Source organism: Xanthomonas bonasiae (genome assembly GCF_017163705.1).
GTDB lineage: Bacteria > Pseudomonadota > Gammaproteobacteria > Xanthomonadales > Xanthomonadaceae > Xanthomonas_A > Xanthomonas_A bonasiae.
The window spans coordinates 26,066-44,833 of the sequence record NZ_JAFIWB010000005.1 but is presented as its reverse complement, the minus strand read 5'-3'; the positions used below and the strand labels follow the sequence as shown (position 1 = coordinate 44,833).

The window sequence follows — 18,768 nt, the reverse complement described above, 5'->3', positions numbered from 1 at the left end:
TCCCGAGGGGAGAGGGGCTAGCGGCTGCTCCCTTCTCCCGTCGGGAGAAGGTGGCCCGCAGGGCCGGATGAGGGTACGGGCGCAGCCTCGCGCACCCAACTCCGCGAGTCGCTTTCGCGCCGGACCCTCACCCCAACCCCTCTCCCGACGGGAGAGGGGCTAGCGGCTGTTCCCTTCTCCCGTCGGGAGAAGGTGCCCCGCAGGGCCGGATGAGGGTACGGGCGAAGCCTCGCGCACCCAACTCCGCGAGTCGCTTCGCGCCGTACCCTCACCCCAACCCCTCTCCCGAGGGGAGAGGGGCTAGCGGCTGTTCCTTCTCCCCTCGGGAGAAGGTGGCCCGCAGGGCCGGATGAGGGTGCGGGCGCAGCCTCGCGTACCCCAACACCACGAGACGCTTCGCGCCGGACCCTCACCCCAACCCCTCTCCCGGCGGGAGAGGGGCTTCAGGCAAGCTTGGGATTCAGGCTGTACGTGCCATGGAGGCTGGCCTCGGCCAGCACATGGCCTTGCATCGCGCGCAGCGCGTCGGCGGCGGTGAAGCGCGCCGGCAGGTCCAGCGTGGCCACGTCCAGCGCGAACAGGCGGAAGAAGTAGCGGTGCAGGCGCAGGTCGTTGGCCGGCGGGTACGGGCCGTCGTAGCCGTAGTAGTCGCCGCCCATCTGCGCGTCGCCGGCGAACCAGTCGGTATAGCTGTTCAAACCCTGCCGCGCGCCAGGCAGGCCGGGCGGTTGCCGCTTGCCCTTGGCCACGACGCCGTCGCTGGCGCTGCCTTCGGCGATCTCGCGCAGGTCGGCCGGAAGATCAACGGCAGCCCAATGCACGAAATTGGTGCGTGGCTGCTCGACCGGGATCTGCACGTCCTCGCGGCCGACCATCTCGGCCACGGTCGGTACGTCCGGATCGATGCACAGCAGCGCGAACGCCGCGGTGCCGGCCGGGACGTCGTCCCAGGCCAGGTGCGGATTGCGATTGGCGGCGAAGCCGTCGGCCTGGCCCATCGCGTAGGTCGCGGCGATCGGCTGGCCGGGCTGGATGCTGTCACTGCGAAGACGCATGCGAAAACTCCTGTGGGGGGAATCAGGTTTCGGCGTAGCCGAGGCGCACGGCCACCGGCGTGAGCAGCGCGAACGCGGCCGCCAGCGGCGCGGCGTAGGCGCGCCAGTGGCCGGACGGCAGGCGCGGCGGACCGATCGTGGGCACGCTCGGGAACGGAATGCCGAAGGCCTGTTGCAGCGCCGCGGCCACCCCGGCCGGATCGGCCTCGATGCCGTCCAGGCGCAGCAGGCGGTGCGGATACAGGTCCTGCTCGTGCAAGTCGGCGACCTGGGTCAGCACCGCCGCCAGCCAGCGCGCGCCGGTCTCCGGGGTGGCCAGGCCGAGCGGCGCCGGGGCGCCGTTGGCCAGCCAGTCCAGCAGCATGTCGCGCGGGTCGCGCAGCGCGATCAGCAGCCGCCCTTCCGGCAGCTGCGGGCGCAGCGCGCGCAGCAGCGCGTTGTCCCACCACAGCAGCCAGTCGACGATGTTGCCGTCGTCGATGCCGCGTGCCGGCAGCTGCGCGCGCCACTCGGCGATCAGCGCCGCGCCGTCGAGTTCGCCGCTGTCGAGCTCGGGGACGGTGCGGTAGCGCTGGAAGCCGTCGGTGGGCGGCTGCACGCCGAAGCGGTCGCTGCGCAGTACCTGGCTGGTCGCGTCCATCACCGCGATCACCCGCTCCACGCCGCTGCCCGGCGCGCCCCATACGAACAGCGGCCGCGCAGGCTGTTGCGGATCGATCTCGGCCAACGCCGGCCACGCCGTCGTGGCCTGGCCCAGCGGCGGCAGCGGCAGGCGATGCGGCAGCTGTTCCTGCTGGAACGCCAGCCAGGTCGCCAGCGCCTCGGCCGAGTGCCCGGCGCGGTCCTGCACCGCGGCCAGCCACGGCCGCAGCGTGGTCTGCTCGTTCTCGGGCATGCGCTGCATCAGGCCACGCACGTGGGCGATGGCGGCGTCGTGCTCGCCACGCTCCAGCAGCGCTTCGACCAGGCGCTCCTCGCCGCTGATGCGGCCCGGCTCCAGGGCCACGATGCGCTGCGCCACGGCCTCGCCCTGATCGCGTTCGCCGGCCATGTCGTGCACCCGCAGCTGCGCTTCCAATGCCGGCACGTGGCCCGGCATCGCCGCCTGCCAGCGCGCGATCAGCGCGCGCGCCTCGGCGCCGCCGACCGGCTCCAGCGCCAGCCGCGCCAGCCACAGGTCGTGCGCATCGGTGGTGGTGGCCAGCGCCGCTTCCAGGGTGGCGCGGGCATCCTCGACCGCGCCCAGCCGCTGCCAGGCGATCAACGCCGCATGCAGGGTGCGGCGGTCGGCCGGGGCGGCGCCCAGTGCGCGCCGCAGGTGCTCCAGCGCATCGGCCGGGCGCCCGGCCTGCAAGGCGTATTCGCCGGCCAGCCGGCGCATGCCGGCGGTGTCGCTGACCGGATCGGCCAGCACCGCGTCCAGCGCGGCGATGGCGTCGTCGAGGCGGCCCTGGCGGTACGCCAGCTGCGCGACCAGCGCCATCAGCGCGCTGGTGCCGCGGGTCAGCGTGGCGACGCGGCGGAACGCGGTCTCGGCGAATGCCAGGTGCTGCTTGTCCAGGTAGGCGAAACCGAGCGCGTACAGCAAGCGCGGATCGTCGGGCAGCGCCTTGCTGGCGCGCGACAGCAGCGCCAGCGCGCGGTCGGCATCGCCGCGGCGCAGCGCCAGCATGCCGTCCAGGCCCAGCAGTTGCGGATGTTCCGGATCCAGCCGCGCGGCGGTGCGGCTGAGCCGCTCCACTTCGTCCAGATCGCCGCGGCCCAGCGCCAGATGAGCGCGCATCACGTAGGCCAGGAACTGGTTGGGATCCAGCGCGGCGGTGCGGGCCAGTGCGTCCTCGGCCTGGGCCAGGTCGTTGGCGCTGAGCAGCATGCCGGCGCGCAGCAGGTGCAGGCCGGCGTCTTCCGGCGCCAGCGCGATGGCCTGGTCGATGCTGACCAGCGCGGCGGCGGTGTCGCCGTTCTGCTGCTGCGCCAGCGCCAGCCAGCGGTGCGCCTGCGCGTCGGCGGCGGCGTCGGCCACCCAGGCCTGGGCGATGCGCAGCGCGTCGGCGTTGGCCTGGCGGCGCAGGGCGTCGAGAATTTGCTCTTGCATGAGGGTCCGGCTCTGGGCAAACCGGCATTGTAACGGGAGCGCCCGGCCGGCCTGCGCCTGAGCGCGCTGGGCGCGTCACCGATTCGCGCGCAGGCCGCGCTGGGTCTGGCAGGCCGTCGGTCGGTGCTGCGTGGCGCAACGCCGGTCGGGTCAAGCGACGCGGTGCCGGCTGGCGGTCTGCCAGGTCCCACCGGCAGGGCCACGCACGGCGCGACCCGCCCTGCAACCGGCGACAGACCCTAGCTCAGGCAGGCAGGCCGTCGGTCAGGCGTTCGGCCACCCAGCGCTCGGCGAACCCGTCGCCGCGCGCATTCTCGATGAAGCCGCAGTGCCCGCCCCAGCGCGCGATTTCCAGCCGCGCCAGGTCCGGCAGGCGCAGGTTGCGGAAATCGTCCAGCGGGATCACCGGGTCGTCCTCGGCCATCAGGATGTCGGCCGGCACGCTCAGGTTGCGCAAGCGCTCGCCGGCGATCGAATAGCTTTCGAAATAGGCATCCAGGCTGGCGAAGCCGGCATGGCGCTGCGCCAGCCAACCCATCAGCTCGCGCATGTCCAGCGCCAGGGTGGCGTCGTCGTAGCCGTGCCGGTCGGGGAACAGCTCGCGCTTGCGCAGCAGCGATTCGCGCCACTTGCGGCGGAAATACCAGTCGTAGAACTGCGGGCCATGCTCGATCCGATGCATGGTGGTGGCCGGATCCAGCAGCGGGCACACCGCCGCCACGTGCTGCAGCGGCAGGCCGGCGTCGGGGGCGCGCAGCGCCAGGCGCAACGCGAAATTGCCGCCCAGCGAATAGCCGGCGGCCAGCAGGGTCGGCGCCGGAAAACGCCGCCACAGGTCGCCGGCGGCGTTGACCACTTCGTCCAGGCGCTCGGAGTGGAACAGGTCCACGTTGAGGTGGTGGGTCCCGCCGTGGTCGCGGAAGTTGAGCCGGAACACCTGGTAGCCGCGCGCCAGCAGTTGCGCCGCGGTCAGGCGCATGTAGCTGGAGTCGGCGCTGCCTTCCCAACCGTGCAGCAGCAACACGGTGCCGCGCGGCTCGGCAACGCCGGCCGGCACGCTCAGCCAGCCCTGCAGGCGTACGCCGTCGCCGCCGTCGAGGATGTGCGAGGTGGTGGTCGCGCCGCTGGCGGCGAGCAGCTGTTCGCCGCGGCGCACGCGCAGCGCGCTGGAGCCCAGCACCGATTGCAGGTGCGGGTTGCGCAGCCAACGCGGGGGGAGGTAGTCGGCGGCATTCATCATCGGCAGCGAGCTTGCGCCGGGCGATTGGAGCAATAGGTCAAATCGCCCGGACCGCAGTGTTCCATGGTTCAGCGTTGCGCCATCGCCGCGACGATGCGCGCGCGCGAGATCTCGGCGATGCGCCGGCGCCCTTCCACGTCCTGCAGCCGGATCGGTTCCAGGAAGTGCACCTCGGCCACCCGGCCCGGCTCGCCCAGCAGGCGCAGGAAATTGGCAAAGAAGCTCTCGTGCGGGCCGAACGCGATGACCGTCTGCGCCGAACCGCCGGCGCCGTAGCGCACCGCTACCGGCTGCACCGCCACCTCGGCCTCCACCGCGGCCTGGAAGATGCGCGCGTGGAACGGGCCGACATCGTGGCCGCCGCGGGTGCGCCCTTCCGGGAACACGCCGACCGAGCGCCCCGAGCGCAGCCGTTCCAGCATCGCCTGCAGCACCCCGCCCAGCGATTCGGTGTTGCCGCGCTGGTGGAAGATGGTCTGCCCGCGCGTGGCCAGCCAGCCGACCAGCGGCCAGCCGGCGATCTCGCGCTTGGCGACGAAGCCCATCATGCGCTGGCTGTGCAGCATCACGATGTCGATCCAGCTGACGTGGTTGGCCACGAACAGCACCGGATTGGGCAACGGCGTGCCGACCCGGCGCACGCGCAGGCCGAAGATGCGCAGCAACCAGGTCGACCACCAGCACACCACGCGGTCGCCGAACGATTCGACGCCGGCGCGGCCGGGCGACAGCGCCATGCACGCCAGCAGGAACGGCAACGACACGAACACGTGCAACGCCAGCAGCGGAACGCGGTAGCCGTAACGGACCCAGCGCAGCGCCCCACCGTGATGGTGCGTGGCGGTTGAGGAGAACTCGCTCATTCTGGTCAGGGTACCGGAAGCCGGGAGGGAAGCACCCTATTGTGTCAGCATGAAGACGGTTACGGCTGAGTGCACGCTAATTGCGTGCGATCACCGCCAGGGTCAGCCGCGACACGCAGACCGGCTTGCCGGCCGCGTCCTCGATGCGGATCTCCCAGACCTGGGTGGCGCGGCCCACGTGCAGCGGCCGCGCGGTGCCGGTGACCGTGCCGGCGCGGGCCGCGCGCAAGTGGTTGGCGTTGATCTCCAGGCCCACGCAGATCCGGTCCGGCGCCACGCACAGGTTGCCGGCGCTGCTGCCCAGGGTTTCGGCCAGCACCACCGAGGCGCCGCCGTGCAGCAGTCCGTACGGCTGCAGCGTGCGCGCATCGACCGGCATCGTCGCGCGCAGCCAGTCCGGCCCGGCCTCGGTAAAGACGATGCCCAGGTGCGCGATCAGGGTGTCGCGGGCGGCGGCGTTGAGGGCATCGAGATCGACAGGGTCGCGGAAGGTCATGTTGGGTCCGGGATTAGGGATTTGGGATTCGGGATTGGCAAAAGCGATTGTCGGCGCGAGGGGCGCCGCTTGGCGAATCCCGAATCCCCAATCCCCAATCCCGGCACTCAAAGAATCGGCACCAGCCCCGAGCCGAACGCCGTCAGCATCCGCACCAGCAGCCACTTCGGGCCGACGTTGACCTCGGGGAAGTCGCCGACCGCGCTGTAGCAGCGGTGGAAGCCCGGATCGCGCCGGGTCAGCGGCGCCGGGCAGTCGGGGCCGGGCTGGAATTCGTAGTTGGTGGCGTAGCGCCATGGCCAGAAATCCAGCACTGGCAGCGCCTCGGAGGCCTTGCCCATGCTGTAGTTCAGGCCCGACAGCACCGGCGGCTTGACCCGCGCCGCCACCGTCCACGAATTCTCCGGCTCGATGTCGCGGCCGATGCTGGCGGCCAGCGCCTGGGCGAAGGCAGGGTCGTCGATGATCACCGCGCCCTCGGTGTTGTAGGTCTCGCTGCGCGGATCGAAGTTGTGGGTGCCGATCACGCCGACGCGCCGGTCCACCACCAGCGACTTGGCGTGCAGGCCCATGCGCGCGCCGTCGCGGGTCACCGGCAGCGGCCGGTTGGCGACGCGGCGGCTGAGGAACGACGGGCGGGTCTCGGTGCGCAGCACGCGCCGATCGACCTGGCTGCCGTCGGCGCGACGGCCGCTGCCGGAGGGTCCGCTGCTGCCGCTGCCGAGCACCGTGCTGCGCCCGGCGGCGCTGCCGCCGATCAGCGGATTGCGACCGCGGGCTTCCCCGGCGTCCGGGAACTGCAGCGGCGACGGCAGCAGGTTGGCGTAGTCCACCGGCGCGTCCAGCGGGAACGGCTTGTACTCGTAGATATCGAAGCCCATCTCGCGCAGGTTGCGGCGCTTGTACTTGTACGACAGCGCATACACCACCGGGTTGTCGGTACTGGCCAGGCTGTTGGTGGCCACGATCACCTTCGGCGGCTGCGCGCGCTTGCGCAGGTCGCGGAAGATCTCCTGCGCCGGATCCGACAGCACCAGGTACGGCGTCTGCAGGATGATCTCCTGCTTGGCATCGGCGATCAGCCTGTCCAGCCTGGGCGCAGTGGAGATCGCCTTGGGGCCGTGCTCGCGGCGATGCTTCTGCGGCAGGTCGGCGACGTAGTCCACGTGCCTGACCGGCAGCGCCGGCAGCACGAAGGCGTCCTCGACGAAGGCCGGATCGGCGGCCTCCTCGCTCACCCGCTGCACCCGCTCCGGGCGCAGGAACTGCGCCGGCGGCATCTGCGGCACGCCGTCGCGCAGCAGCAGCTTGCCGACATCGTTGAGCCGCGCCACCGGCACGCTGCGTCGCGCCGCCCAGTACGCGTCGAAGTTGGCGGCCATGCTGCGCGCCACCGGCCCGGCCACCAGCACGTCGCGGTCGCGGAAGTTGTACTCGCTGTCCCAGTCGTAATAGTCGTCCTGGTAGTTGCGCCCGCCGACCACGCCGATCGCGTCGTCCACCACCAGCAGCTTGTTGTGCATGCGCTGGTTGAAGCGGCGGAAACAGCACAGCACGCTGGCGGCGTAGTGCATGTAGTTGGGCTTGGCCAGGCCGAAGGTGGGGTTGTAGATGCGCAGCGAGAAATTCTGGTGCGCGCCGGCCAGCGCGCCGAGGATCTGCAGGTCGGAGATCGCCGACAGCTGGTCGATCAGCACCCGCACCTGCACGCCGCGCCGCGCCGCGGCCAGCAGCTCGTCCATCACCAGCCGCGCGCTGTCGTCCTTGTCGAAGATGTAGGTCTGCAGGTCGATGCTGCGGCTGGCGCTGCGGATCAGGTTGACCCGCGCCACCAGCGCTTCCTCGCCATGGTCCAGGATGGTGGCGTAGTGGCGCGGGGCGGCGTCGCCGGATGCGGCGAAGGCCTTGCCGGCCAGCGCGCGCAGCGGCGAGGCCAGCGCGCAGTGGTCGCTTTGCGTGCAGTCGACGCGGCCATCGCGCGCCGCCTCGGCGATCGCCACCGCGCGGCCGTGCTGGGCCTGCGACAGGCTCGCGCAGCCGCTGCCGAGCAGCATCGCCGCCAGCACCAGGACCCTCAACCACGCTGTCACCGGGCGTCCGCTCCGGTCAGCCGTGCGCGCAGCACGAAAGTGACCCGATCGCTCAAGGCCAGATCCCACTTGTCCATTCCATAACGTCCACGCAGAACCGTACCGCGGCTGATCACATCGCAATCATAGCCTGGGCGGCTGCATGCCGACGGCATCATGGTCAGGGTCTCGGTATGGCCGACCCCGCGGATGCTCAGCGTGCCGACCAGCGCGCCGCCGCTGGTCAGCAGTTGCGGAGAGAACGGTTGCGAATCGAAGGACACGGTCGGAAAGCGTTCCGCGTCGAAGAAATCCTCGCCGCGCATCCAGCCGGTATAGCGCGGTTTGCCGGGGATCTGCACGTAGGCGGTGAACAGGCGCAGGCGCACCTGGTGGCGGCCGTCGGGCAGCATCTCCACGGTGCCTTCGAAGCGCGGGAAGAAGCCTTCGATGCGCTGCCCGAAGCGGGTGCGGATCTCGAAACCGAAGCGCGATTGGGCCGGGTCGAAGGCATGCTCCCCCGGCGACAGCGGCGGCGCCTGCGCGCTGCCCCAGCCCGGCAACAGGCACAGCGACAGCAGCGCGGTGCACAGCGCCGGGCGCAGGCGCCGGCGCGGTGCGTTCAGGGCCACCAGAACGCAGTCAGTCGGGCGACACCCGGCTCGATCGCCGCGTCCTGCGGCACCGTCAGCACCACCACGCTGGCGGTGGGCATGCCGCGGTAGTCGCCGGACTGGCCGCTGTGCATCAGCGCGGCCAGCTGCTCCAGGCCCGGGTTGTGGCCGACCAGCAGCAGGCGCTCGACGTCGCGATGCTCGTCCATCAGCGCGGCCAGGGTGCCGGAGGTGGCCTCGTAGATCCGCGGCTCCAGGCGCTGCTCGGCATAGCCGGTCAGTTCCAGCACCGCTTCCAGGGTCTCGCGCGCGCGGCGCGCGGGCGAGCACAGCACGCGGTCGGGCACCAGCCGCTGCTCCAGCAGCCAGCGCCCGGCGGCCTCGGCCTCGGCCAGCCCGTGCGGCGACAGCGGCCGGTCGAAATCGGCCTGGCCGGTGTCGGCCGGTTCGGCATGGGCATGACGCAGCAGGATCACTTCACGCAGGACGATGGTCATCGGTCAGGCCTTCTTGAGCCACTTGAGCAAGGGTTCCCAGTCCTGCTGGTGATCGCGCACCTGAGCGGAACGGTAGTCGAACAGGCTGCGGCCGAGGCCGACCAGCACCACGTAGGCCTGGCTGTCGCGCAGCTGCGCCAGCACCGGATACGGCCAGCCGCCGAGCATCTCCAACGCCTGTTGCGCGGCGTGGGTCCACGGCTTGCTGCGGTTGATCACCAGCCCCACCGGCAGCTTGCGCTGGTGCACCCGCGGCACCTTGGCCAGGGTGTTGAGGAAGCCGACGGTGGCCTCGATGTCCAGCGCCGAGGGCATCACCGGCACCACCACCGCGTCGGCCTCGTCCAGGAACTGGGCCAGGTCCTCGGCCATGGCGCCGGCGGCACCGTCGATGATCACCCGCTGGGTGTCGTCCGGCAGCGCCCCGCGCCAGTTGCGTTTGCGGCTGGCGTCGATCGGCAGCACCGCGCTGTCCAGGCCGGCGCGGCGCTCGGCCCAGCGGGTCGAGGAGCCCTGCGGATCGGCATCGGCCAGCACCGTACGCTTGCCGGCCAGCGCGTAGTACGCGGCCAGGTGCGTGGCAATCGTGGTCTTGCCCACGCCGCCCTTGGAGCCGGCCACCAGGATCGTCTTCATGCGCGCCTCGCTTCCGGAAGAAGAGGCCGCAGCGTACACCGGCCCCATGTTGGCCGGTAGTCAACGCGTAGCGGGCGGGGCGGCGCGTTGCTATCGTGGCGGCCCCACGGCAACGGATCGCCCATGAGCGAGCTGCAGGACCTGACCGCGCTGATCCGCGCCAACACCCCCCTGATCGTCATCGAGACCCAGGAGGAGGCGCGCATCGTGGCGCTGTTCCGGCAGGCGCTGATGCAGGTCTGGCGCGCGCTGCACCGCTGGTCGATCACCGAGGGCCTGCGCCGCATCGACCTGGACCGCGAGGACGAGCCGAGCGGCCCGCCCGACGCCAGCGCGGTGCTGCAGGCAATCAAGCAGGCCGACCAGCGCGGCATCTACCTGTTGCTGGACGTGGTGCCGTACCTGGGCTACGCCAGCCACCAGCGCCTGCTGCGCGACATCGTCGAGCGCCGCCATTGCCAGCCGCACGTGCTGGTGCTGATCGGCGCCAAGATCGAGCTGCCGGCCGAGCTGGAAGCGCTGGCCACGCGCTTCAACCCGCGCCTGCCGGACGCCAACGCGCTGCTGAAGATGGTGCAGGAAGAGGCCGCCGGCTACGCGCGCGAGTTCGGCGGGCGCCGGGTCGAGGTGGACGGCGAGGCGGTCAAGCAGGTCGTGCGCAACCTGCAGGGGCTGAGCCTGATCGACGCGCGCCGCATCGCCCGCCAGCTGATCTACGCCGACGGCGCGCTCAACGCCGCCGACCTGCCGCAGCTGGCCAGGCTCAAGTTCGAGCTGCTCAACCGCAGCGGCCACCTGCACTACGAATACGACGCCACCCGCTTCGCCGACGTGGCCGGCGCGCGCCGGCTCAAGCGCTGGATCGAGCAGCGCCGCGCGGTGTTCGCCGGCACCGCCCCGCCCGGGCTGGACCCGCCCAAGGGCGTGCTGCTGCTGGGCGTGCAGGGCTGCGGCAAGTCGATGCTGGCCAAGGCCACCGCCGCCGGCTTCGGCGTGCCGCTGCTGCGCCTGGACTTCGGCTCGCTGTACGACAAGTACCACGGCGAGACCGAGAAGAACCTGCGCGGGGCGCTGGCCGCGGCCGAACAGCTGGCGCCGTGCGTGCTGTGGATCGACGAGATCGAGAAGGGCCTGGCCAGCGGCGGCGAGGACGGCGGCGTGTCGCGGCGCGTGCTCGGCTACCTGCTGACCTGGATGGCCGAGCGCGGCGGCACAGCCGGTGCCGGCGGCGTGTTCATCGTCGCCACCGCCAACCAGGTGCACGAACTGCCGGCGGAACTGCTGCGCAAGGGCCGCTTCGACGAGATCTTCTTCGTCGACCTGCCCGATGCCGACACGCGGGTGGAATTGCTGCGCCTGCACCTGGCGCGGCGCAAACTGCGCGAGGACGACTTCGCGCTGCCGGCGCTGGCCGCCGCGGCGAACGGCTTTTCCGGCGCCGAGATCGAGCAGGCCATCGTCTCCGGCCTGTATGCGGCGCATGCCGAGAGCCGGCCGCTGGACACCGAGCTGCTGATGCAGGAACTCCGCGGCACGCGGCCGCTGTCGGTGGTGATGGCCGAGCAGGTGCAGGCGCTGCGCGAGTGGGCGCGCGAGCGCACGGTGCCGGCGGATTGAGTGTCCGGCTGGGTTCCGTTTCGCTGCGGGAGGTGCTTCACCCTCGATCGGGGGTTTTGCCGGTAGTGCCGTCTTAGCGCCGCCTACGGGGCCACACGCGCGATCGCGCGAAACGGAAGCGTCAGCCCAGCGCCCCGAGCAGCCACGCCCACGCCGGCAGCGTGGCCAGCGACAACAGGATGCCGTAACCGACCAACGCCGCCGCCAGCCGCGGCGCCAGCCGGTGCGAGATCGCCAGCGCCGCGGCGGTGATCATCGTCGGCATCGCCGACTCGAGCACGTTGGCCTGCAGCGCCTGTCCGCGCAGGCCCAGCGCCCACGACAGCGGCCAGGCCAGCGCCGGCAACAGCAGCAGCTTCAGCAGCAGGCCGGCGGCGAGCGGCTTGAGTTCCTCGCGCGGCAACCGCAACTGGATCGAGAAACCCACCGCCAGCATCACCAGCGGCAGCATCGCATCGGCCAGGTGTTGCAGGCCCGAGGCGATCCACGCCGGCGGCTGCGCCGGCATCAGGGTCAGCGCGAACGCCAGCGCCCACAGCGGCGGGAAGCGCGCCATGCGCAGCAGCGTCTGCCGCAGCGACGGCGGGGTCTCGCCGCCGTAGCGGGCCAGCACGTACAGGCCGAAGCTGGACAGCAGCACGAAGGTGCCGAACTGGTCGTAGACCACCGCATACGGCAGCGCCGTCTCGCCGAGCAGCGCGCGCACCATCGGATAGCCGATGAAGCTGGAATTGCTCAGGCCCACGCACAACAGCAGCGCCGCGTGTTCCTCGCGGCGCAGGCGCAGCGGCCGGCGCAGCGCCAGCACCGCCAGCACGGTGACGCCGGCCAACAGCCACGGGGTGACCATCAGCCCGAGCAGGGACAGGTTCAACTGCAGGCGCGGCACGTAGATCAGCACCGAGGCCGGCAGGCACAGGTACAGCACCACGCCGTTGAGCACTTCGGTGGTGTTGGCCGGCAACACGCGCAGGCGCGCGAACAGCTTGCCGAGCGCCAACATGGCCAGGATCAGGGCGAACGCGTCGAAAGCCATCGGTACAACGGGAATCTGGCGGGTACGCCGGCATCATCGCATGCGCTGCGGGCAGCGCCGGTCGATCGCATGCACCGCTGCGCGCGGCGTGGCGGCGCGGGCGCATGCAGCATTCCCGCGTCGGGGCTGAAGCCCCTCCCACAGTGCACCGTGCCGGCTTCGCGCAAGCCCCTGTAGGAGCGGCTTCAGCCGCGACGAACGAAGCGATGCACCTTCGGTTTCGGATATGCCCGTGCGGTGGAGCGCGGCGTGGCGGCGCTGGCCCATGCAGCGGTCCCGCGTCGGGGCTGAAGCCCCTCCCACAGCGCACCCGGCCGGCTTCGCGCAAGCCCCTGTAGGAGCGGCTTCAGCCGCGACGAACGAAGCGATGCACCCGACGACCGCGCACAGCGTCGGAGCCGAAGACCCTCCCGCAGCAGCCCAACCGCGCCATCGCTAGCTGCGGCGGCGGCGACTCAGGCCACAGCTCGAAGGCAAGCGCAACTCAAGGCCAGGCAGGCGGCTTGGCCTGCCAGGCGGCCTGCACGTCGGCCAGGGTGGCGCGTTCGTCGTCGCGCCAGGCCGGCAGCAGCTTGGCGAAGTCGGCGCCAGCGCCCCACTGGTCCGGCCAGGTGCGCACGGCGGCGGCGTACCACTTCACCGCCTCGTCCTTGCGGTCCAGCCGCCACAGCACCAGCGCCAGCGTCGGCGGCACCCAGTCCGGCGCCGCCGGACGGCCGTTGACCAGGCCGCTCCACTGCGCCAGCGCGCGCGCCGGGTCGCCGCCACGCAACAGGTCCCAGCCGTAGTTCCACTCGATCTGGCGGCGCTGCGCGCCGGCGCTCAGCGCGCGCAGCGCCGTCTGGTACAGCTCTTCGCCCAGTTCGCGGCGCCCGCCGGCCATCGCGATCGCCGCCAGCTGCGCGCGCGCCTCGACCGCGTTCGGATCGCGTTGCACGGTGCTGGCGAGGCGATCGACCAGCGCCTCGCCGCTGCCGGCGATCGCCGTCACCGGCCGCGTGGTGCTGCGGTCCTGGTCGAAATAGAACTCCTTCGGCGCCGGCAAGGCCTGCGCGTGCGCATCGACCGCGGCCATGCCCACCCAGGCCAGCATCGCGGCCAGTGCGTATTTATGTGCATTCACTGCTGACAACCCCTTGGAGGTGGTCCCCTCCCCCATCCGCATCCTAACCGCGTCCGCCGCCGGGGGCGAGGGGCGGGCGCACAAAATGCCGCTGATACAATCGGGGGATCGTGCCTGGCCTGCGCCGGGCGCGCGCCAGCCTTCCATCTCCAGGCAAGCCATGAACCGCATCGCCGATCCGCGTCCGCCGTCCTCCCTCGCCACACCAGCCGCCGACAGCGTGGATAGCGGCTACACCCTGGAGCACAAGTACACCCGCACCGACGGCCGCATCTATCTGTCCGGCGTGCAGGCGCTGGTGCGCCTGCCGCTGATGCAGCAGTTGCGCGACCGCGCCGCCGGACTCAACACCGGCGGCTTCGTCAGCGGCTACCGCGGCAGCCCGCTGGGCGGCTTCGACCTGGAACTGTGGCGCGCACGTAAGCACCTGGACGCGGCCAACGTGAAGTTCCAGCCCGGCCTCAACGAGGACCTGGGCGCGACCATGGTGTGGGGCACGCAGCAGACCAACCTGTTCCCCGGCGCGCGCGTGGATGGCGTGTACGCGATGTGGTACGGCAAGGGCCCGGGCGTGGACCGCTGCGGCGACGTGTTCAAGCACGGCAACGCCGCCGGCACCTCGCGCCACGGCGGCGTGCTGGCGCTGGCCGCCGACGACCACGCCTGCCGCAGTTCGACCCTGCCGCACGGCTCGGAGGAGGAATTCGTCAGCGCGATGATGCCGGTGCTCAACCCGGCCGGGGTGCAGGACATCCTCGACCTGGGCCTGCTCGGCTGGGCGATGAGCCGCTACACCGGGCGCTGGATCGGCTTCAAGACCATCGCCGAGACGGTGGAATCCTCGGCCTCGGTGGAGGTGGATCCGTTCGCGCGGCAGATCGTGCTGCCGGAGGATTTCGCATTGCCGCCGGGCGGGCTCAACATCCGCTGGCCGGATCCGCCGCTGGACCAGGAGATGCGCCTGCACCGTTACGCAGTGCGCGCCGCGCAGGCTTTCGCCCGCGCCAACGGCGTGGACCGCACGGTGATGGATTCGCCGCATGCGCGGCTGGGCATCGTCACCACCGGCAAGAGCTACCTGGACGTGCTGCAGGCGCTGGAATACCTGGGCCTGGACGAACGCGCCTGCCGCGACATCGGCATCCGCGTGTACAAGGTCGGCATGACCTGGCCGCTGGAGCCGATCGGCATCGCCGCGTTCGCGCAGGGCCTGGACGACATCGTGGTGGTGGAGGAGAAGAAGGCCTTCATCGAGCGGCAGATGAAGGAACAGTTCTACAACTGGCCGGCCAGCGCCGGTCCGCGCCCGAGCATCGTCGGCAAGTACGACGAAGCCGGCGAATGGATCCTGCCGTCCACCGGCGAACTGACCCCGGCGACCATCGCCGCGGTGATCGGCAAGCGCATCCAGCGGTTCTTCAATACCGAGTCGATCGAGCAGCGGCTGCGCTGGATGGAGGCCAAGGAAGCGGAAATGGCCCTGCCGCGCGCCAATTTCCCGCGCGTGCCGCACTACTGCTCCGGCTGCCCGCACAACACCTCCACCGTGGTGCCGGAGGGCTCGCGCGCGCTCGGCGGGATCGGCTGCCACTACATGGTGACGTGGATGGACCGCTCCACCGACACCTTCACCCACATGGGCGGCGAAGGCGTGACCTGGGCCGGGCAGGCGCCGTTCACCGACACCCCGCACGTGTTCCAGAACCTGGGCGACGGCACCTATTTCCACAGCGGCTCGCTGGCGATCCGGCAGTCGATCGCCGCCGGCGTCAACATCACCTACAAGATCCTCTACAACGACGCGGTGGCGATGACCGGCGGGCAGCCGGTGGACGGCACGTTGAGCGTGCCCGACATCGCCCGGCAGATGCGTGCCGAAGGCGTGCACAGCATCGCCCTGGTCAGCGACGACATCGGCAAGTGGACGCGGCGCCGCGAGCAGTTCCCCAGCGACGTCGAGTTCCACGACCGCAGCGAGCTGGACGCGGTGCAGAAGCGCCTGCGCGAGGTCAAGGGCACCAGCATCCTGATCTACGACCAGACCTGCGCCACCGAGAAGCGGCGCCGGCGCAAGCGCGGCAAGCTGCCCGATCCGGCCAAGCGGGTGCTGGTCAACTCGCTGGTCTGCGAAGGCTGCGGCGACTGCGGCGAGAAGAGCTTCTGCGTGTCGGTGCTGCCGAAGGAGACCGAGTTCGGGCGCAAGCGGCAGATCGACCAGTCCGGCTGCAACAAGAACTACTCCTGCGTCTCCGGCTTCTGCCCCAGCTTCGTCACCGTGCATGGCGGAGCGATGCGCAAGGGCCGCAAGGCCGACGCGGCCACGCTGCTGCAGGACCTGCCGCCGCCGGTGTTCCGCAGCGACCTGGCGCAGCCCTGGAACATCCTGATCACCGGCGTCGGCGGCACCGGCGTGGTCACCATCGGCGCGCTGCTGGGCATGGCCGGACACCTGGAAGGCAAGGGCGCCAGCGTGCTCGACCAGACCGGGCTGGCGCAGAAGGGCGGCGCGGTCACCACCCATATCCGCCTGGCGCGCCAGCCCGAGGACCTGCACGCGGTGCGCATCGCCGCCGGCGAGGCCGATCTGGTGCTGGGCTGCGACATGGTGGTGGTCAACGACTACTGGGCGCTGTCCAAGGTGCGCGGCGACCGCTCGCAGGTGGTGCTCAACACCTACGAGGCGATGCCCGGCACCTTCACCACGCACCCGGACATGCAGTTCCCCGCCGCCGACATCGTCGCCGGCGTGCGTCTGGCCCTGGGCGGGCGCGAGCCCTTGCTGCTCGACGCCACGCAACTGGCCACCGCGCTGCTCGGCGACGCCATCGCCAGCAACCTGTTCATGCTCGGCTACGCCTGGCAGCAGGGGCTGGTGCCGCTGTCGCACGACGCGCTGATGCGGGCGATCGAACTCAACGGCGCCGCGGTGGCGATGAACCAGCAGGCCTTCGCCTGGGGCCGCCTGGCGGCGCTGGACCTGCCCGCGGTGCAGCAGGCCGCGGGCATGCCCGGCAGCGTCGCGGCCGGCGCCGAACCCGCCGCGCAGCGGCTGCAGCAGCTGCCGCCCGGCGAGTGGGAAGGCCACGAGGGCGGCGCCAGCGCCGCGCCGCGCAATCCGCACAACGCGCGCCAGGCACGCGACCTGCCCGCCGCCGGCGATGCCGGCGACAGCGGCCATGCGCCGCTGGACGACAGCCGCCTGTCGCGCTCGCTGCACGAACTGGTCGCGCGCCGCCGCGCGTTCCTGGTCGACTACCAGGACGCCGCCTACGCCGCGCGCTACGCCGCGCTGGTGGAACGCGTGCGCGAGGCCGAGCAGCGCGTCGCCGCCGGTTCCACCGCCTTGACCGAGGCGGTGGCGCGCTACGCGTTCAAGCTGATGGCCTACAAGGACGAATACGAAGTGGCCCGGCTGTACACCAGCGGCGATTTCCAGCGCCAGTTGCAGCAGCAGTTCGACGGCGCCTATTCGCTGCGTTTCCACCTGGCGCCGCCGCTGCTGGCGAAGAAGGACGCGCAAGGCCGCGCCCTCAAGCGCGAGTTTGGGCCGTGGATGTTCACCGCGTTCAAGTGGCTGGCCAAGCTGCGCGTGCTGCGCGGCGGCGCGTTCGACCTCTTCGGCTACAGCGCCGAACGCCGCGGCGAGCGGCAGCTGATCGCCGACTACGAACGCACCGTGGGCGAGCTGCTGGAACGGCTCGCGGCGGACAACCTGGCGCTGGCGGTGGAGATCGCCAGCGTGCCGGAACACATCCGCGGCTACGGCCACGTCAAGGAAGCGCACCTGCACGAGGCCAAGCAGCGCGAGGCGCGGCTGCTGGCGACCTGGCGCAATCCGAAGGCGCTGCATATCGTGCAGGCGGCTTGAGCGATAGCGGTCGCGGATCGCGCGGTTGCGATCTGCCGTGCCGTATCCGCTGGAGAACAGCGCTTGCTTGGCGGGGAGGGGTCCAGCGACCGACTGCTTCCTGCACTGCGCGCACGATTGCTGGCATGCAGGGCGACACATGACGAATGTGGGAGCGACTTCAGTCGCGACGGGACGTATCGGCGAAGGCCCGTCGCGACTGAAGTCGCTCCCACACGTACTCGAGTGGCAGGGCTGGTCCGAGTCCAGGAGCAACCAGCAACGCCTCGTGTGCAAGGCGCCGATTTCTGTAGGAGCGGCTTCAGCCGCGACATGGGCAGCTGATGGCGCATGTCGCGGCTGAAGCCGCTCCTATAGGTTGGATATCAGGCTTACGCTTTCATGGTTCTGAAAGCACGCATCGCCAGGCACTAGGCATGGGCGCCTTGGCCTGGAGATGCGCCGGGTCAGACGCGCGGATCCGGCGGCGTGCCGCGACCCGTGCCGTGATAGCGATCCGAATGGAAGGCCTCGCGCACCGCCGCCTTGGCCTGCGCCCAGGTCAGCCGCGAGCGATCCTTGGCGCGTTCCCAACCGCTTTCCAGGTCCGTCTCCAGGCGGTCGTCCCAGTCGCGGTCCTGATAGCGGCTGCGCGCCTGGATGCCGTAGCGATAGGCCGGGCGGTAGTCGTCGTAGCCGGCATCGGCGTCGCGGTAATCCACGCTGTCGAAGCGCTCGGCGTAGTAGCGGTCGCTGTCTTCGTAGGTGCGATACGTGGTGTCGGCACGTTGCCAGGAGTCGCGTGCCGCCAGGCGGGCATCCTCCCACTCCAGGCGCGACTCGCCGCGGCGCGTGCCCCAGTCGCGCGACAGCTCGGTTTCGGTCTCTTCCCAGCTGCGGGTCGGATACTGCTCGCGCGCCTGCAGGCCGAGGCCGTAGGCCGCCGCATAGTCGCGCTCGTAGTCGTAATCGGACTTCACGTAGTCGCGGTTGCGGTACTCCTCGCGCCAGTACTCGGTTTCGCCGGTCGGGTCGATGCGTTCGGCCACGCCCTTGCCCGCCGCGGCACCGACGACGACGCCGACCGCAGCACCGATCAGCGTGCCGAGCGGTCCGAACACGGTACCGGCCAGCGCCCCGGCGGCGACGCCGCCCGCGGTGCCGCCGACGCCGACGCCGACCGGATGCGAGCCTGGCGTGCCGGAGATGGGATCGCGATTGAGATCGCGTGCTTCGTTGTTGCTCATTGGGAACGCTCCGCAGTGATTGGGATCACCGGCCATCTGCTTCGGCCCGTGGTGATCGCACAGTGGCGAACGTCCGGTTAATCCCCCGTGCCACCGGGGTGAGCGCGCGATGAGGCTGCATGCGCTTGTCCTCACGTGCCGGCAACGCGCCTCGGCAGACGCCGGCGCGGCAATGCCATGCTGCGGTGCATCCATCTGCCGGCCGGCGCCCTGCAAGCGTGGCCATCGATCTCCCGATACGCCGAGAAATCAATCCCAAATGCGCCACGTCGCGACGTGGCGACCCGCCGCGCTTCGTGGACGGTGATGGACATCGCGTCTTCGCCCGGACGA

The 18,768-nt window shown here is 71.1% G+C and carries 14 protein-coding genes; 2 read left to right on the top strand and 12 right to left on the bottom strand.

Features of this window, described 5'->3' with window-relative positions; translation table 11 throughout:
• Positions 1 to 443 precede the first annotated feature (443 nt).
• The 9 genes from JR064_RS07125 to JR064_RS07085 form a co-directional block, all read right to left on the bottom strand.
• A complete protein-coding gene (locus JR064_RS07125) occupies positions 444 to 1,055 on the bottom strand; it encodes a YbhB/YbcL family Raf kinase inhibitor-like protein (protein WP_179571149.1) in 612 nt (203 codons plus the stop codon).
• Between the two features lie 22 nt (positions 1,056 to 1,077).
• Complete coding sequence (locus JR064_RS07120; protein ID WP_179571150.1) at positions 1,078 to 3,150, bottom strand: tetratricopeptide repeat protein; 2,073 nt, start codon at positions 3,148 to 3,150, stop codon at positions 1,078 to 1,080.
• Between the two features lie 244 nt (positions 3,151 to 3,394).
• Positions 3,395 to 4,387: a YheT family hydrolase gene (locus JR064_RS07115; RefSeq protein ID WP_206229370.1), complete on the bottom strand. Its 993-nt coding sequence runs from the start codon at positions 4,385 to 4,387 to the stop codon at positions 3,395 to 3,397.
• A gap of 71 nt (positions 4,388 to 4,458) precedes the next feature.
• Complete coding sequence (locus JR064_RS07110; RefSeq protein ID WP_206229257.1) at positions 4,459 to 5,253, bottom strand: lysophospholipid acyltransferase family protein; 795 nt, start codon at positions 5,251 to 5,253, stop codon at positions 4,459 to 4,461.
• A gap of 76 nt (positions 5,254 to 5,329) precedes the next feature.
• Positions 5,330 to 5,749 (bottom strand): hotdog fold thioesterase, encoded by a 420-nt coding sequence (locus JR064_RS07105; RefSeq protein ID WP_179571152.1) that lies wholly within the window; start codon positions 5,747 to 5,749, stop codon positions 5,330 to 5,332.
• Between the two features lie 107 nt (positions 5,750 to 5,856).
• On the bottom strand, positions 5,857 to 7,839 hold the full coding sequence (locus JR064_RS07100) for a phospholipase D-like domain-containing protein (protein ID WP_206229256.1): 1,983 nt from the start codon (positions 7,837 to 7,839) through the stop codon (positions 5,857 to 5,859).
• Positions 7,836 to 8,390, bottom strand: coding sequence for a YceI family protein (locus JR064_RS07095; RefSeq protein WP_241092918.1), 555 nt, complete (start codon positions 8,388 to 8,390; stop codon positions 7,836 to 7,838). The genes JR064_RS07100 and JR064_RS07095 overlap by 4 nt, the downstream gene beginning before the upstream one ends.
• Before the next feature lie 50 nt (positions 8,391 to 8,440).
• On the bottom strand, positions 8,441 to 8,917 hold the full coding sequence (locus JR064_RS07090; RefSeq protein ID WP_179571220.1) for a SixA phosphatase family protein: 477 nt from the start codon (positions 8,915 to 8,917) through the stop codon (positions 8,441 to 8,443).
• Positions 8,918 to 8,932: 15 nt separating this feature from the next.
• Positions 8,933 to 9,565 (bottom strand): ParA family protein, encoded by a 633-nt coding sequence (locus tag JR064_RS07085; RefSeq protein WP_206229255.1) that lies wholly within the window; start codon positions 9,563 to 9,565, stop codon positions 8,933 to 8,935.
• Positions 9,566 to 9,688: 123 nt separating this feature from the next.
• Here JR064_RS07085 and JR064_RS07080 point away from each other — a divergent pair, with 123 nt between their 5' ends.
• Positions 9,689 to 11,182, top strand: a complete 1,494-nt coding sequence (locus JR064_RS07080) for an AAA family ATPase (RefSeq protein WP_206229254.1) — start codon at positions 9,689 to 9,691, stop codon at positions 11,180 to 11,182.
• Between the two features lie 121 nt (positions 11,183 to 11,303).
• On the opposite strand, the gene JR064_RS07075 is transcribed toward JR064_RS07080, so the two are convergent.
• Together JR064_RS07075 and JR064_RS07070 are read right to left on the bottom strand one after the other, a co-directional pair.
• Positions 11,304 to 12,218, bottom strand: coding sequence for an AEC family transporter (locus JR064_RS07075; RefSeq protein WP_191826621.1), 915 nt, complete (start codon positions 12,216 to 12,218; stop codon positions 11,304 to 11,306).
• Between the two features lie 484 nt (positions 12,219 to 12,702).
• Positions 12,703 to 13,311: a tetratricopeptide repeat protein gene (locus JR064_RS07070; RefSeq protein WP_179571221.1), complete on the bottom strand. Its 609-nt coding sequence runs from the start codon at positions 13,309 to 13,311 to the stop codon at positions 12,703 to 12,705.
• Between the two features lie 190 nt (positions 13,312 to 13,501).
• On the opposite strand from JR064_RS07070, the gene JR064_RS07065 reads away from it, so the two are divergent.
• Positions 13,502 to 17,209 (top strand): indolepyruvate ferredoxin oxidoreductase family protein, encoded by a 3,708-nt coding sequence (locus tag JR064_RS07065; RefSeq protein ID WP_206229253.1) that lies wholly within the window; start codon positions 13,502 to 13,504, stop codon positions 17,207 to 17,209.
• A 446-nt stretch (positions 17,210 to 17,655) separates the two neighbouring features.
• Here the strand turns inward: JR064_RS07065 and JR064_RS07060 are convergent, their stop codons facing one another.
• The gene (locus tag JR064_RS07060) at positions 17,656 to 18,435 is read right to left on the bottom strand and encodes a hypothetical protein (protein WP_179571158.1); all 780 of its coding nucleotides are present in this window, start codon (positions 18,433 to 18,435) and stop codon (positions 17,656 to 17,658) included.
• Between the last annotated feature and the right edge of the window lie 333 nt (positions 18,436 to 18,768).